The organism is Mycobacterium gordonae (assembly GCF_002101675.1).
Classification (GTDB): Bacteria; Actinomycetota; Actinomycetes; order Mycobacteriales; family Mycobacteriaceae; genus Mycobacterium; species Mycobacterium gordonae.
Genome location: NZ_LQOY01000089.1, coordinates 26,627 through 39,621, shown reverse-complemented (window position 1 = coordinate 39,621; position 12,995 = coordinate 26,627). Strand labels below are relative to the sequence as shown.

Below are 12,995 nucleotides of genomic sequence, written 5' to 3'. Positions count from 1 at the left end.
GAGCAAAGGAGAAGTGGTGTTGCATCGATGCCTGCACGCTGAGGGCGGGGAGGTCGCGGCATGATCGGACTCTCGCGGGACGCCGACGTGCTGACGGTTCGGATTCAGCGCCCCGAACGGCGCAACGCGCTGAACGCCGAGGTGATCGATGAACTCCGGTCGACATTCGAGGGCGCTGCCACCGACGGTGTGAAGGCCATCGTCCTGACCGGCGAGGGTAGCGTCTTCTGTTCCGGTATGGACCTGTCAGGGGCGGCGGCGGCGTCCGCCGAAAACCTGATCGACGAATTGATGGACAAGGCCATAGCGCTCAACGCGGCGATCGATCACACACCGGTGCCCGTGGTTGCCGCGATCAACGGACCCGTCATCGGGGCCGGCGTGCAACTGGCCATCATCTGCGACCTGCGGGTGGTCGATCCCAACGCATATTTCCAACTGCCCGTGGCCAAGTACGGGCTGGCCGCAGACACATGGACGGTCCGGCGACTCACCTCCCTGGTGGGTTACGGCCGGGCCCGCGCCATGCTGATGGCGGCCCAGAAACTGCCCGCCGACGAGGCGCTGTTGTGCGGAATGGCCAACCGCATCGGCACTCTCGAAGACGCGCAGCAATGGGCGCGGGAGATCGCGGGCCTGGCACCGCTGTCGGTGCAACACGCGAAGAGGGTGCTCAACGACGACGGCGCCTGGGACACCGAAAGGCCGGTCCATCAGGAAATGTTCGAGGCGGCGTGGAAGAGTCAGGACGCCGTCGAGGCGCAGGTGGCCCGCTTCCAGAAGCGATCCCCCTCGTTTCAGGGGCGGTGACCGGCCGCCCCGGAACCATCAATCCAGCACATCGCCGTCGACATACATCCAGCGGCCCTTCTCGCGGGTGAACCGGCTGCGTTCGTGCAGGATGTGGCGCTCGCCGTGGCGCACGTACTGGGCGCGGAATTCGACCACCCCGGTGGTGTGGTCTGGGGCGCCGGCCTCGGTGTCGACGATCTGCAGCCGACGCCACACGACGTCGCTGTCCAAGTGCAACCGCTTCGGCCGGCTGCTGGGATGCCAGCTTGCGACAACGTAACTGGCGTCCCCGAGCGCAAAGGCACTGAAGCGCGACCGCATCAACGCCAGGGCAGTGTCGGCGGTCCGTTCGCCGGCGTGCAACGGCCCGCAGCAATCGGTGTAGCTGCTGCCCGACCCACAGGGACACCGCTGCTCGTCGGGTGCCTTGACGCCCATGAGCAAATTGTCTCAGGCTGAGACCGCCGCAACAGCAAAAGGAGATCGCGATGAGCAACACCGACATGGCCGAAGCCGCCCGCGCCGCGGGTGACCCCATCCAGCAGGCGGTGTCGGTGTTCATGCTGCACCCGGAGACTTTCGCCGAGAGCATCGCGGCCGGTTACCAGAATCCGCTGGCCGGATATGTCGCCGGCCGCGGCGGCGTGCTGGGCGATGTCAGCGGCGAGACGGTCAGCGCCGCGTTCGCCGTGTTCGAGCCGGAGTCCCTCGGCGCGATGTGGGAGGAAGGCGTCGCGGTGCGCGGCGCGGCCGGCGCCGCCGAGTTGTATTGGCGACAAACCGCGGACTTCGGCCGCAAGCATCTGGCCGCTGCAGCGGGCTTGGACCGCCTGGCCCAATTGGGAGAGAAGATCATCGCGGCGACGCCGGGTGCAGGACTGCCGCTGTACGCGGGTTGGCGCACCATGCCGCTGGCCGACGACGCCCCGGCCCGGGCGCTGCAGGTGATGTTCGTCTTGCGCGAGTTGCGTGCGGCCGTTCACTTCGACGTCCTCGCCCAGTCCGGGATCAGCCCCGTCGAAGCGCACATGCTCAACAAGGGTCCCGAGTACACGAGGATGTTTGCCTGGCCGGAACCGTACGACGACGGCTCCGATAAGAAGGACCGCTACGCCGAAGTCGAGGACACGACCAACCGGCGCATGGCGGAGATCTTCGGGGCCGCCCTGGAGCCCGCGGAGGCAGACGAACTCGCCCGCCTGAGCGCTGGCGCCCTGGCGTCGATGAAGTCCAGCCTCGCGGACTGAAGCTCGCCCTCCCGGGCGCAAACGTCGGCGACTTCCTCTGAGCCGCCCCCTGGCCCGGCCGTCATCGCGGAGATTATGGTCGTTTTGACAGTGGTTCTTGCGCAACGTCCGGGAACTCGCCCCGGCCGGCAGGGCAGTCACCAGGAGGGAGTCCAGTGAACGAGGAGCAACGCAACGCGATGGCGTCGCGGCCGGGCTTTATCGCGGCGCTGGATCAGAGCGGCGGCAGCAGTCCGAAAGCCCTGAAACTGTATGGCATTTCCGAAGATGCCTACGACAGCGACGAGAAGATGTTCGACCTCATCCACCGGATGCGCGAACGCATCATGTCGAGTCCGAGCTTCTCCGGTGACCAGGTCCTGGCCACCATCTTGTTCGAGCAGACGATGGACCGGACCATCGACGGCCGGGACACCGCGGCGTTCCTGTGGGAGCAGAAGCGCGTGGTGCCGATCGTGAAAGTCGACCAGGGTCTTGCCGATGCCGAAAACGGTGTCCAGCTCATGAAACCGATGACCAAGCTCGACTCCTTGCTGGACCGGGCCGTCGAAAAAGGCATTTTCGGCACCAAGATGCGCTCGTTCATCCAGGAGCCGGACGAGCGGGGGATCCAAGCCATCGTCGACCAACAGTTCGACTACGCCTACCGGATCCTCGAGCGTGGACTCATGCCGATCATCGAGCCCGAGGTGAGTATCAAAAGCCCCGACAAGCCCACCGCCGACAACCTGTTACTGGCGGCGCTCAGCGCGAAACTTGATGAGGCGCCGGGGGATACGCAGGTGATGCTCAAGCTGACACTGCCCAGTGCGGACAACCTCTACCAGCCGCTGATCGAGCATCCCCGGGTACTGCGGGTGGTGGCCCTGTCCGGTGGCTACAGCCTCGCCGAGAGCTGCGAGATCCTGGCGCGCAATCACGGTCTCATCGCCAGCTTTTCGCGGGCCTTGACCGAGGGCTTGACGGTGCAGCAGACCGAAGCGGAGTTCGACGCCAAACTCGGATCGAACATCGAACAGATCTATGCCGCGTCGGTGACCTAGCGTCACCGGAGCGAAGAGGCTGACGCGCAGTCTATTTCGCGGGACGAAGCGGGGGGCGCTGCGTCCGAAAACCAGTTGACCAACCTCTGGTCAGATGCGATGGTGGACCGCTGCTGATCCCACCGACAACGACAACAAGGCGATGACTCTCACCCGTGACCACTTGACCGAACTGACCGCCGGTAGCACCGGCGGCGGTGCCGCGCACCGTCGAGTGATCGATGACGTCGGCGACTGGCTGGATGGCCTGGACTACGGTGTGCGCCCCACGCTGCGCGCCCTCGGTGAGTTGCTCGTCGGAGTCGCCGAACGCGAAACCGCGGAGAACGCAGAACGATTCACCGCACGCTGCCTGGGCGTGCCGGACTGTGGCTACCTGCTCGATGAAGCCCGCAACCTCAACCCGGTGTCGCGACTGACCGTGGCCCTAGCGCTGGCGGAATGGATTGAGGAACACGCGGCCGTGTGCGAGGTCGGTCCCGGTGAGTGCGCCTACCCGCCCAAGTGGACGCAGACCGAGATCGGCGACCAGCGCTACCGGCACCCACTGTGTTTGCGGGTGCACTTCCCGGCCGGGTCGCTCCTGCAAGACGCGGGATGCGTCGTGCACATCGAGGCGCGCGACAGCATCATGCATTCGGCCGAAGTGAGCGCATTCGTCACACCGGACAACCAGGCCCACGCCCGCGCGGTCTTGGATCGTCTGGCCGATCGCGCCAACGAGCTCAACCCGTACCGGTCACGCGCCGTGCGCGCCACCAACAATCACGGGCTCAGCTTCACCGTCATCGAGCTGCCGGCGACGGTCACCCGCGAAACCGTCATCGTTCCCGACGAGGTATGGACCGAGGTCGACCTGGGCGTCATCGCCGTGCGCGACCGCCACGAAGTGCTCCGGGCGCACGGGCTGGGAGCGCGTCGCGGTGTTCTGCTGTGCGGACCACCCGGCACCGGCAAGTCGGCAGTGAGCGCAGTGGTGGCCCGCGAAGTCGTCGGCGAATTCACCGTCATCTACGTCGAGGCCAAGGCGGGCGAAGACCTGTTGACGGCCGTAGTGGAGGAGGCGCAACGTCTCGGCGGTCCGGTGCTCATCGTGCTCGAGGACGTGGATCTATGGTGCCGTAGCCGCGGGTCGGGCGACGGCGGTCTGTCCGAACTGCTACAAGCCATGGACATCGAAGCCGACGCGCGGATTCTGACGTTGGCGTCCACCAACGACGCGGCGACCCTGGACAAGGCCGCCATCCGCACCGGGCGCTTCGATTCCGTCGTCGAAGTCGGATATCCCAGCCGCGTCGACGCGGCGCGCATCCTGGCGGCGCTGATCGGCGACATCCCCGGCGGCCGCGAAGTCGACACGGCCGCCGTCGTCGCGGCGCTACCCGAGCGCACCAGCGGCAGCGACATCCGCGAAGTCGTCCGTCGTGCCGTGCTGGCCGGTGAAGACGGAAGCGTTTGTACCGCAACGCTTTTAGGTGAGATCGGTAACGGTCGTTACCGGGCCGCGGTGCCGGCCGGGCTGTACCTCTAAGCGGTCACCGCGTGGTCTCGTCGGCGATCTCGTCGGTTGATTGCCACGACGCAGGTCCGTTCGGATCACCGGCGGAATGTTCCAGCCGGTCTTCCTCCGCGCGCTGCGCCGGAGTCGTCTCTCGGGCGTCTTCCGGCACCGGCGCGGCCGCGCTGTCGTCTCGCTGGTCGGGATTCATCCAGGCAGGATCGCCGCATTGGCGGGTTCCGAAACCCCCGCGGCTTACCGAAAGGCGACTCCGGGACATACGGTCGAGTCATGAACTTCGAGGAATACCGCACCTACGACGCCACCGGGCTGGCGAAGCTGGTCGCCGACAAGGAGGTGTCGGCGGCCGAGCTGCTCACCCTCGCCCGCGAGCGGGCAGCGGCGGTCAACCCCCGGATCAACGCGATCGTGCGCGATGTCCCGGCCTCGCCCTCGGATCGGCTCGATGGTCCCTTCGCCGGAGTTCCTTTCCTGATCAAGGATCTCGCCCAGGACTACGCGGGGCTACCCAGCTCGCAAGGGTCACGCGCCCTGATGTCGACGCCCGTCGCCGAGCACTCGACCATCGTGCAGCGCTGGATCGACGCCGGTCTGGTCATCTTCGGCAAGACCAACCTCCCCGAGTTCGGGGCAAAGGGAATCACCGAGTCGGACGCCTGGGGCCCGGCCCGCAACCCGTGGGACCTGCACCGCACACCGGGCGGGTCGTCCGGGGGATCGGCCGCCGCCGTCGCCGCCGGCATCGTGCCGTGCGCCGGGGCCAACGACGGCGGCGGATCCATCCGCATCCCGGCGGCTTGCTGCGGCCTGGTCGGTCTGAAACCAGGTCGCGGCCTCACTCCGATGGGCCCGACGAGCAGCGAATCCATGCACGGCGCGGCCGTGCAGGGCGTCGTGTCGCGCACCGTGCGCGACACCGCGGCGATGCTGGACGTCATTTGCGGCGGCGAGCCCTCCGGCCCCTACCTGCCGGAGCTACCCGAGGCGCCCTTCAGGTCCGCGGTGGGGCGAGATCCTGGGCAGCTTCGGATCGGCGTGCGGGTGCCCTCGGCGATCACCCCGGACCCTCATCCCGAAGCCTTCGCCGCCGTCGAGGCGACCGTGCGTACTCTGACCGGGCTCGGACACCATGTCGAGGAACTGCCGCAGGCGCCGTACGACGACGCCGCCCTCGCCCGGGACTTTCTGCTCACCTGGTTTGTCCATTGCGCCTGGGATGTCGACGCGGCGAAACGACTGACCGGTGCGGGCAACGACTTGTTCGAGCGCGACACGCTGATCATGGCGGCCATCGGCCGGGCGACCGGCAGCGTCGACTACGTCGACGCGGTGGAACGACGTCACCAGCACACCCTCCGGTTGAGTGAATACTTCGAGTCCTACGACCTGCTGTTGACACCCACGTTGGCGACGCCGCCCCCGAAGATCGGCGAGTTCGATCTACCGGCCGTGTTGCAGCGCGCCTCCGACGCACTGATCAAGACGCGCACCGCGCGGCTGCTGCGCTATACCAAGATCGTCGACGAGCTGGTGGACAAGAACCTGGGCTGGGTGCCCTATACCCAACTGGCGAACCTGACCGGCCGTCCGGCGATCTCCGTGCCGCTGCACTGGACAAGCGACAGCCTGCCCCTCGGCGTCCAGTTCGTGGCGCCGCTGGGTGGGGAATCGCTGTTGATCAGCCTGGCCGCGCAACTGGAACAGGCGGCCCCGTGGTCCGAGCGGATCGCGCCGCTGTAACCCGGTTCTAGAGTGATTCGGGGGTCAGGGTAAAGGTGTCGGGCACTTTGCCGACGCCCCACGGTGCCGGAGTTTCCAGGTAATCCACCGCGGCGGGAGCTCGGTGCCGGTCAACAGGTAGTCGCCAACGCGTACGAGATCGGCAATAATCTGCGTGTTCGGCCTAGGGGCGAAGGGGACGTGGCGGGCCGACACCTGACTCTGATATCGGTGGTGGCAATTAAGCGTCGATCTGGGCTTTTCAGCCGGTGGCAGCGGGGGGATCAGTTTGACTGGCTCTCTGGCTACTTGGCTGCGCGCGGTCTCAGCGGCACCACCCGGGCGTTGATGGCGTTCATCTCGACATCGTTGGTGTTGTGCCTGCTGGTGTTGCTCGCCGGCTCGGATGGCCCGCGGGGTGCGGTGCCGGTCGCCATGACCTGGGCTGCCGTGGCCGGCGGGACCGCGGGTGCCCTGTTATGGGTGTGGCGGTGGCCGACCCGGGCGCAGTCCGTGGCCTTCGCCCTGACGTGCAACATCGGGGTCGCGCTGGCGTGTCTGGCGCATCCCATTCCACTGGCGGCGCTGATCGGGTGCATCGCGTTCGCCACCTTCGGGGCGTACATGGCGTTCTTTCACACCACGGGGTTCGTGCTGTACAACTTCGCCGTGGCTGCCGGTGTCGGCCTTTTCGAGGCGGGCCGGCTGGCTGATTCAGGACACCCCTCGCTTGCCGTGGTGGATTTGTGGCTGGTGGTTGAGGTGAACATCGCCTTGCCACTGGCGATCGCGGTGCTGGTCCGGGCGCTGGCCGGGGATCTGGTGCGCGCCGACCGCGACCCGCTGACGGGTCTGCTGAACCGGCGGGCGTTTCTGCATAAGGCCCTCGGCATGATGCTGGCCCGCCGGGGCATCGACGCCCACATGGTGGTGTTGGTAGTCGATCTGGACAACTTCAAGGGTCTTAATGACAACCGCGGCCACGCCGCCGGGGATTATGCGCTGGTCCAGGTGGGGCAGGCGCTGCTGGCCGCCGCTGCTGAACAGGCGGTAGTGGCGCGCAGCGGCGGGGAAGAATTTCTCCTGGCCGGCACGTCGGCGAACTGTAACGCCGAGCAGTTGGCGAAGCAGGTATGCGAGGCGATCGCGAACTCGACGGTGGGAGTCACGGCCAGCATTGGCACGGCCTGCGCCCGGCTCGACGAAACCGCCCCCGGTGAACATCAGGCACTTCTCATCGACCTGATCACCGCCTCGGATGCCGCGATGTACCAAGCTAAGAGGCTGGGTGGTAACGGGTTTTATCACCACGAACTGTGTGTTAGCCGAGGCTGATCAAAGCCGCTCGGGGACGCGTATCCGCGCCAGGTCTTCGGCCATGACGAGGTCTCCGTCGAAAACTTCAGCGGCCTCGTCATGGTGTTCCCGGGTGCTGGTGTAGCGCTGCGAGAAGTGGGTGAGCACCAGCCGTCGCACTCCGCACTCGGCCGCAACCCGCGCCGCCTGCCGCGCCGTCAGATGTCCGTAGCGCGCGGCCAGGTCCGAGTCCCGGCTCACGAACGTCGCCTCGATCACCAGCAGGTCCACGCCGTCGGCCAGCGCATACACCGCGTCGCACAACCGGGTGTCCATGACGAAGGCAAACCGTTGAACGGGTCGCGCCTCGCTGACTTCGGAGAGATCAACCGTCCGTCCGCCCCAATCGATCGACCCTGCCGAGTGCAGCTGGCCGACCGCGGGGCCGTCGAGCCCGAAGCGCTTCAGCAACTTGGGCACGAACCTGCGGCCGTCGGGTTCGGTCAGCCGGTAGCCGATCGCATCGGCGGAATGTTCGAGCCGTCGCGCCTCGAGCACTCCGAAGTCTCCGGCCGCCACCGGCCCGTCGACGGCGACCGGCTGGGCGTAGATGTCGGCACGGTCATGAAAGATGCACGCGTGGTGCAGTCGGGTGAAGTAGTCCAGGCCCGAAGCCGGGAAATAGGCATGCACCCGGTGCTGGGCCTCGTCCAGCGACAGGCGCTGGATGATCCCGGGGACACCGAGGCAATGATCACCGTGAAAGTGGGTCAGGCACAATCGCGTCACGCCGCTCATCGCGACACCGGCCAGCAGCATCTGCCGCTGGGTGCCTTCCCCGGGATCGAACATCAGACCCTCGCCGTCCCAGCGCAACAGGTATCCGTTCTGGTTGCGATACCGAGTGGGCGCCTGACTGGCGGTGCCCAGCACGATCAGCTCGCGGACCGACATGACGCTAAACCGGGTGACTCACAGCATCGCCGCCGCTCCGGAGGCGGTGGCGGTCAGGGTGGCGGTGCGCGACACGCACGGCGAGCGAGGCGGTATTCACCACTTCCTCCATCTGGGCGTACAACCGGCCGAACAGCTCCTCGGCGCAGCAATCGAGCAGGTCGTCCTTGGTGGCGAATTCAGTGTAGAAGTACCGCTCGCTCAGATTCGTCCGCTGGGCTACAACGTCTAAGGTCCGCGGCGCGACGCCGGACTCGGTCCCCGAGAGGTGCGGCCGGTCGCAACGACATCTTGACTCATCAGCCGGGGGCCCGAACGATAGCGTTCCACTTCGTATGAGGTGCTGCCGTGGCTGCGTGGCTGATGATCCGCAACTGATCGCCACCACTTTCGCCGGCGGTCCCCAGCACCTGCCGATTCGGTACTCGCTGCGGTAATCAGCGGACACCCAAGACTTTGGCGGCACGATCGGCGGCCGCCGGCCCGGCGAGTTGGCGCAACAACAGCATCCCGTCGATGAGTGCGAGACTGGCTTCGGCTTCGGCTCGCCGTCGTTTGGTGGTGCCGGTGAAAAACCTTGCCAGCCAGTCGATCCAGCCTTCAGTCAGCGGGGCGGCGAGGTCGTGGTACGGCGCAACCCCGGCGGCGGCAAGACCGCAAACCTCGAAGTAGACCGCAAACAGCGGATCGAATTCTTCTTGCGCCAACACCTTGAAGGCGGTCCTGGCCAGCTCGCGATGGCTGTCAGCGGGTTCGGTCAGCGCGCCGGCCAGCACCTGCTGGAGCCTGTTGCCCACCTCCAGCAGGACGTCGGTGACGAGCGTGGTCTTGCTGGGAAAGTAATAGACGATCACACGGTCACTGGTACCGAGGTGTTTGGCCAGTCCGCCGAACGTCAGCGAGCTGAGTCCGTCGGTCAACGCCATCGCGACGGCGTCGTCGAGGATCTGCTCGCGCGTGTACTTGTGCCCCATTGGGCCTTGATTGTAGCCCTGACTACAGGTTAGATACGTTTGTAGTTGCTACTACAAACGAAAGGTCAGCTCCGATGACCGCATCTATCAACCAACACCCCGCCGCTACCACAATGTCTGTAATACGGATGTTCGCCGGCGGAATCTCCTGGGCTGCACCAGGACTCAGCTCGCGGGTGTTCGGGCTCGGCAAGCTGCCCGACGATGCCAGCGTCGGACTTGTCACCCGACTGTTCGGTGTGCGGGATCTCGTTCTCGGTGCTGCCTTGCACTATCCTGAGCCGGCCGTACAGAAGGCGGTGCTGCAGGCGGGCCTGGTTTGTGACGCGGCCGACGTCGCCGCATCGCTGATCGCCCTGCGAGCCGGGGCGCCGAAGACGACGCTGCTGGGCGCGACCGCAGGTGCGGGACTGTTCCTCGTGCTGGGCGCGTTCGCGCTGCGGGTCAGTGGGCCGAGTGGGAATTGAACGACGGTGAATCGGCGTGCCGCGTCGTGACGTTCACGCTCGGCCTGCATAGACCGGCATAGACCGGCAGTGAGGTGTCGACGACCACGGCGCGGGACGAGCGGAGCCGGCCTCTCGGCGGACGCCGCCGCTTAATTAGCTCATGTAAGTTCTTCTGTCGCCGTACGCTCACAGTGCAAGCACCACGGAAGGGCACACGACATGGCGTCCAATCTGCTGTCGCGGCGTGATCTCGATTTCCTGCTTTTCGAGTGGCTGAAGGTTGAGGACCTGGCGGCCCGGGATCGCTTCGCGGAGCATTCCCGGGAGACGTTCTCGGCTCTGCTGGACTTGTGCGAAGACCTCGCCACCCGGTACTTCGCCACGCACAACAAGAAGAACGATGCGCAGGAGCCCACGTTCGACGGCGAGCGGGTCAGCGTGATTCCTGAGGTGAAGCAAGCGCTGGATGCCTTCGCCAAGGCCGACCTGCTGGCGATGAGCATGGATCACGCGCTGGGTGGCTGGCAGCTGCCCACCGTGGTGGCCGGTGCCGGCCTGGCGTGGTTTCACGCCGCGAACGTGGCCACTGCCGGATATGTGCTGCTGAGCCTGGCGAACGCGAATCTGCTGGCGAACTACGGCACCCCCGAGCAGATCGAGCGGTTCGTCAAGCCGACCCTCGCCGGGCGCTTCACCGGCACCATGTGCCTTTCGGAGCCGCAAGCCGGATCGTCGCTGGCCGACATCACAACCCGCGCCGAACCGCAGGACGACGGCAGCTACCGGCTGTTCGGGTCGAAGATGTGGATCTCCGGCGGTGATCACGAATTGTCCGACAACATTGTGCATCTAGTGCTGGCCAAGATCACCGGTGCACCGGCCGGCACCCGGGGGATCTCGTTGTTCATCGTCCCCAAGTTTCTGGTGCGAGACGACGGAGGCATCGGTGAACGCAATGACGTCGTGCTGGCCGGCCTCAACCACAAGATGGGCTACCGCGGAATAACCAACACCGCACTGAATTTCGGTGAAGGCCGGCATCAGCCCGGCGGTCGGGCCGGGGCCGTCGGCTATCTGGTGGGCGAACCGCACCGCGGGCTGTCCTACATGTTCCACATGATGAACGAGGCGCGTCTGGGCGTCGGGCTGGGGGCGATTGCCCTGGGCTACACCGGCTATCTCAAGGCATTGCAGTATGCGCGTGAGCGGCCGCAGGGACGGCCGGTGACCGGCAAAGACCCCATGATGCCGCAGATACCGATCATCGAGCATCCGGACGTCAAGCGAATGGTGTTGGCGCAGAAGTCCTATGTGGAGGGTGCCCTCGCGCTGGCCCTGTACTGCGCTCGCCTGGTTGACATCCACAGCAGCCCGGAATCACCCGAAGAGGCCGCGTCCGCGGGGCTGCTGCTGGACATCCTGACCCCGGTGGCGAAAAGCTGGCCGTCGCAGTGGTGTCTGGAGGCCAACAACTTGGCGATCCAGGTGCACGGCGGCTACGGCTACACCCGCGAATACGATGTGGAGCAGCACTACCGTGACAACAGACTCAACCCGATCCATGAAGGCACGCATGGCATCCAGAGCCTGGACCTGTTGGGTCGCAAGGTAACTCAGCAGGGCGGTGCCAGCCTTGTGGAGCTGTCGAAGACCGTGGCCGCCACCGTATCCCGTGCGACCGCGCTCGCCGGCGAGTCGGCCGCGATGGCGAAACAACTCGATGAAGCGTGGCAGCGGATGGTCAGCGTCACGGCGTCGATGTTCGCGGCCGGTGACGTCGACGCGGCGCTGGCCAACAGCGCCGTGTATCTGGAAGCCTTCGGCCATCTGGTCATCGCCTGGGCGTGGCTGGAGCAGGTCGTCGCCGCGCACGGCCGCACCGGGGACTTCTATGACGGCAAGCGGTACGCCGCCCGGTACTTCTACACCTACGAATTACCGAAAACCGGCCCGCAACTGGATCTCCTGCAGAGTCTGGACCGAACCACCTTGGAGATGCGCGACGGGTGGTTCTGACACTAGCCCCGGCTCGACCGTCTGCGCTGGGTATAGCGGTGCGCTTCGAACTGGCCGGGTTCGGGAAACGCCTCGGATCCACGCCGCCATGGCCGACCCGGCGATCACCGACACGGGCAGCGCTGCTGGCCGGTCCCGACCGCGCGCAGCCGTGCGACGCGGTGCCCTACTTCTGGTCCGACAGGTATGACGTCAAGCTCCAAATTCGGAGTATGTCAACGGATTACCGTCCTAAGGCGCGCGGCTCACAGCCGGCCGAGCAGCTCGGCCTTCTTCGCGGCGAACTCCTCGTCGGAAAGGATGCCGCGTTGATGCAGTCCGGCCAGTGACTCGATGGCCGCGATCACTGCGCCCGGATCCCCGCCCTGGTGCTGCGGGGCGGGCGCGGCCGTCGGGGTTTCGGCCACCTGCTGGGCGCCGAGTTCGGTCAGGCTGGCAACGCCGAAGGTGCCCAGCTGACTGGTGAAGCTCACCGACCCGTATCCGCCGCCCTGCTGCTGTTGCTGCACGCCGGTGATCTGATGATCGTCGGTGTCGAAGACTTTCGTGACCCCGTCGACCTGGATCGCGAGCCGCCGGGTGGTCGGGAAGATGGCGTAGCGCACGCTGTTTTGCGCACCGGACGAGGTGGGCACGCCCAGGTCCGCCGGCCACCAGTTGGCGGAGGTGAAACCTCCCTGCGACTGGGTGGCCGTGGTGCGGAACACAGTGGTCGAGACGAGCAGCTGCGCCAACTCGCCACACAGCGCGTCGACCCGGGCCTTGAGCGCGTTGTCGAACATGTTGCCGACCATCGTCATGCCGCCCCGCATCCACTGCCCGGAGCCGCCGAGCTCGGGAATGGAGAACTGCGCCATGGTGCCGCCGCCGGCGTGGATGGCGAACAGCATGGCCAGGACGGCCTCGCGGGACAGCCCGTGGCGCTGGGCGATGTCGGTGATGGCGTTTTCGGCCTCGGGGGTGACCGTTGCCTGCATAGTCATGGT

The 12,995-nt window shown here is 66.3% G+C and carries 14 protein-coding genes; 9 read left to right on the top strand and 5 right to left on the bottom strand.

All coding sequences use genetic code 11. The features are described from left to right. The first annotated feature begins 60 nt into the window (after window positions 1–60). Window positions 61–810 (top strand): enoyl-CoA hydratase, encoded by a 750-nt coding sequence (locus tag AWC08_RS15010; protein ID WP_065134782.1) that lies wholly within the window; start codon window positions 61–63, stop codon window positions 808–810. 18 nt (window positions 811–828) lie between these two features. On the opposite strand, the gene AWC08_RS15005 is transcribed toward AWC08_RS15010, so the two are convergent. Then, window positions 829–1,230, bottom strand: a complete 402-nt coding sequence (locus tag AWC08_RS15005) for a YchJ family protein (protein ID WP_065134783.1) — start codon at window positions 1,228–1,230, stop codon at window positions 829–831. A gap of 50 nt (window positions 1,231–1,280) precedes the next feature. Between AWC08_RS15005 and AWC08_RS15000 the strand changes: the two genes are divergently transcribed. The 3 genes from AWC08_RS15000 (at window position 1,281) to AWC08_RS14990 (ending at window position 4,613) form a co-directional block, all read left to right on the top strand. Then, window positions 1,281–2,039: an SCO6745 family protein gene (locus AWC08_RS15000; protein ID WP_065134784.1), complete on the top strand. Its 759-nt coding sequence runs from the start codon at window positions 1,281–1,283 to the stop codon at window positions 2,037–2,039. A 155-nt stretch (window positions 2,040–2,194) separates the two neighbouring features. Further along, window positions 2,195–3,082, top strand: coding sequence for a fructose bisphosphate aldolase (locus AWC08_RS14995; protein ID WP_065134785.1), 888 nt, complete (start codon window positions 2,195–2,197; stop codon window positions 3,080–3,082). Window positions 3,083–3,224: 142 nt separating this feature from the next. Beyond that, complete coding sequence (locus AWC08_RS14990; protein ID WP_065134801.1) at window positions 3,225–4,613, top strand: AAA family ATPase; 1,389 nt, start codon at window positions 3,225–3,227, stop codon at window positions 4,611–4,613. A gap of 4 nt (window positions 4,614–4,617) precedes the next feature. On the opposite strand, the gene AWC08_RS36520 is transcribed toward AWC08_RS14990, so the two are convergent. Continuing rightward, window positions 4,618–4,791 (bottom strand): hypothetical protein, encoded by a 174-nt coding sequence (locus tag AWC08_RS36520; protein ID WP_156781304.1) that lies wholly within the window; start codon window positions 4,789–4,791, stop codon window positions 4,618–4,620. A gap of 80 nt (window positions 4,792–4,871) precedes the next feature. Between AWC08_RS36520 and AWC08_RS14985 the strand changes: the two genes are divergently transcribed. Then, complete coding sequence (locus AWC08_RS14985) at window positions 4,872–6,341, top strand: amidase (RefSeq protein ID WP_069433184.1); 1,470 nt, start codon at window positions 4,872–4,874, stop codon at window positions 6,339–6,341. A 288-nt stretch (window positions 6,342–6,629) separates the two neighbouring features. After that, window positions 6,630–7,655 carry a GGDEF domain-containing protein gene (locus AWC08_RS14980; RefSeq protein ID WP_232007790.1) on the top strand — a complete coding sequence of 342 codons (1,026 nt, stop codon included), beginning with the start codon at window positions 6,630–6,632 and terminating at the stop codon, window positions 7,653–7,655. Here the strand turns inward: AWC08_RS14980 and AWC08_RS14975 are convergent, their stop codons facing one another. Then, complete coding sequence (locus AWC08_RS14975; protein ID WP_069433183.1) at window positions 7,656–8,570, bottom strand: ribonuclease Z; 915 nt, start codon at window positions 8,568–8,570, stop codon at window positions 7,656–7,658. It lies immediately after the preceding gene. A 13-nt stretch (window positions 8,571–8,583) separates the two neighbouring features. Between AWC08_RS14975 and AWC08_RS14970 the strand changes: the two genes are divergently transcribed. Further along, window positions 8,584–8,802: a hypothetical protein gene (locus AWC08_RS14970; protein ID WP_142283598.1), complete on the top strand. Its 219-nt coding sequence runs from the start codon at window positions 8,584–8,586 to the stop codon at window positions 8,800–8,802. Window positions 8,803–9,007: 205 nt separating this feature from the next. Here the strand turns inward: AWC08_RS14970 and AWC08_RS14965 are convergent, their stop codons facing one another. Further along, complete coding sequence (locus tag AWC08_RS14965; protein ID WP_065134789.1) at window positions 9,008–9,544, bottom strand: TetR/AcrR family transcriptional regulator; 537 nt, start codon at window positions 9,542–9,544, stop codon at window positions 9,008–9,010. Window positions 9,545–9,618: 74 nt separating this feature from the next. Here AWC08_RS14965 and AWC08_RS14960 point away from each other — a divergent pair, with 74 nt between their 5' ends. Further along, a complete protein-coding gene (locus AWC08_RS14960) occupies window positions 9,619–10,011 on the top strand; it encodes a hypothetical protein (RefSeq protein WP_142283597.1) in 393 nt (130 codons plus the stop codon). A 201-nt stretch (window positions 10,012–10,212) separates the two neighbouring features. After that, window positions 10,213–12,009 carry an acyl-CoA dehydrogenase gene (locus AWC08_RS14955; protein WP_069433181.1) on the top strand — a complete coding sequence of 599 codons (1,797 nt, stop codon included), beginning with the start codon at window positions 10,213–10,215 and terminating at the stop codon, window positions 12,007–12,009. Window positions 12,010–12,254: 245 nt separating this feature from the next. On the opposite strand, the gene AWC08_RS14945 is transcribed toward AWC08_RS14955, so the two are convergent. After that, window positions 12,255–12,986, bottom strand: coding sequence for an SHOCT domain-containing protein (locus AWC08_RS14945; protein ID WP_065134792.1), 732 nt, complete (start codon window positions 12,984–12,986; stop codon window positions 12,255–12,257). Between the last annotated feature and the right edge of the window lie 9 nt (window positions 12,987–12,995).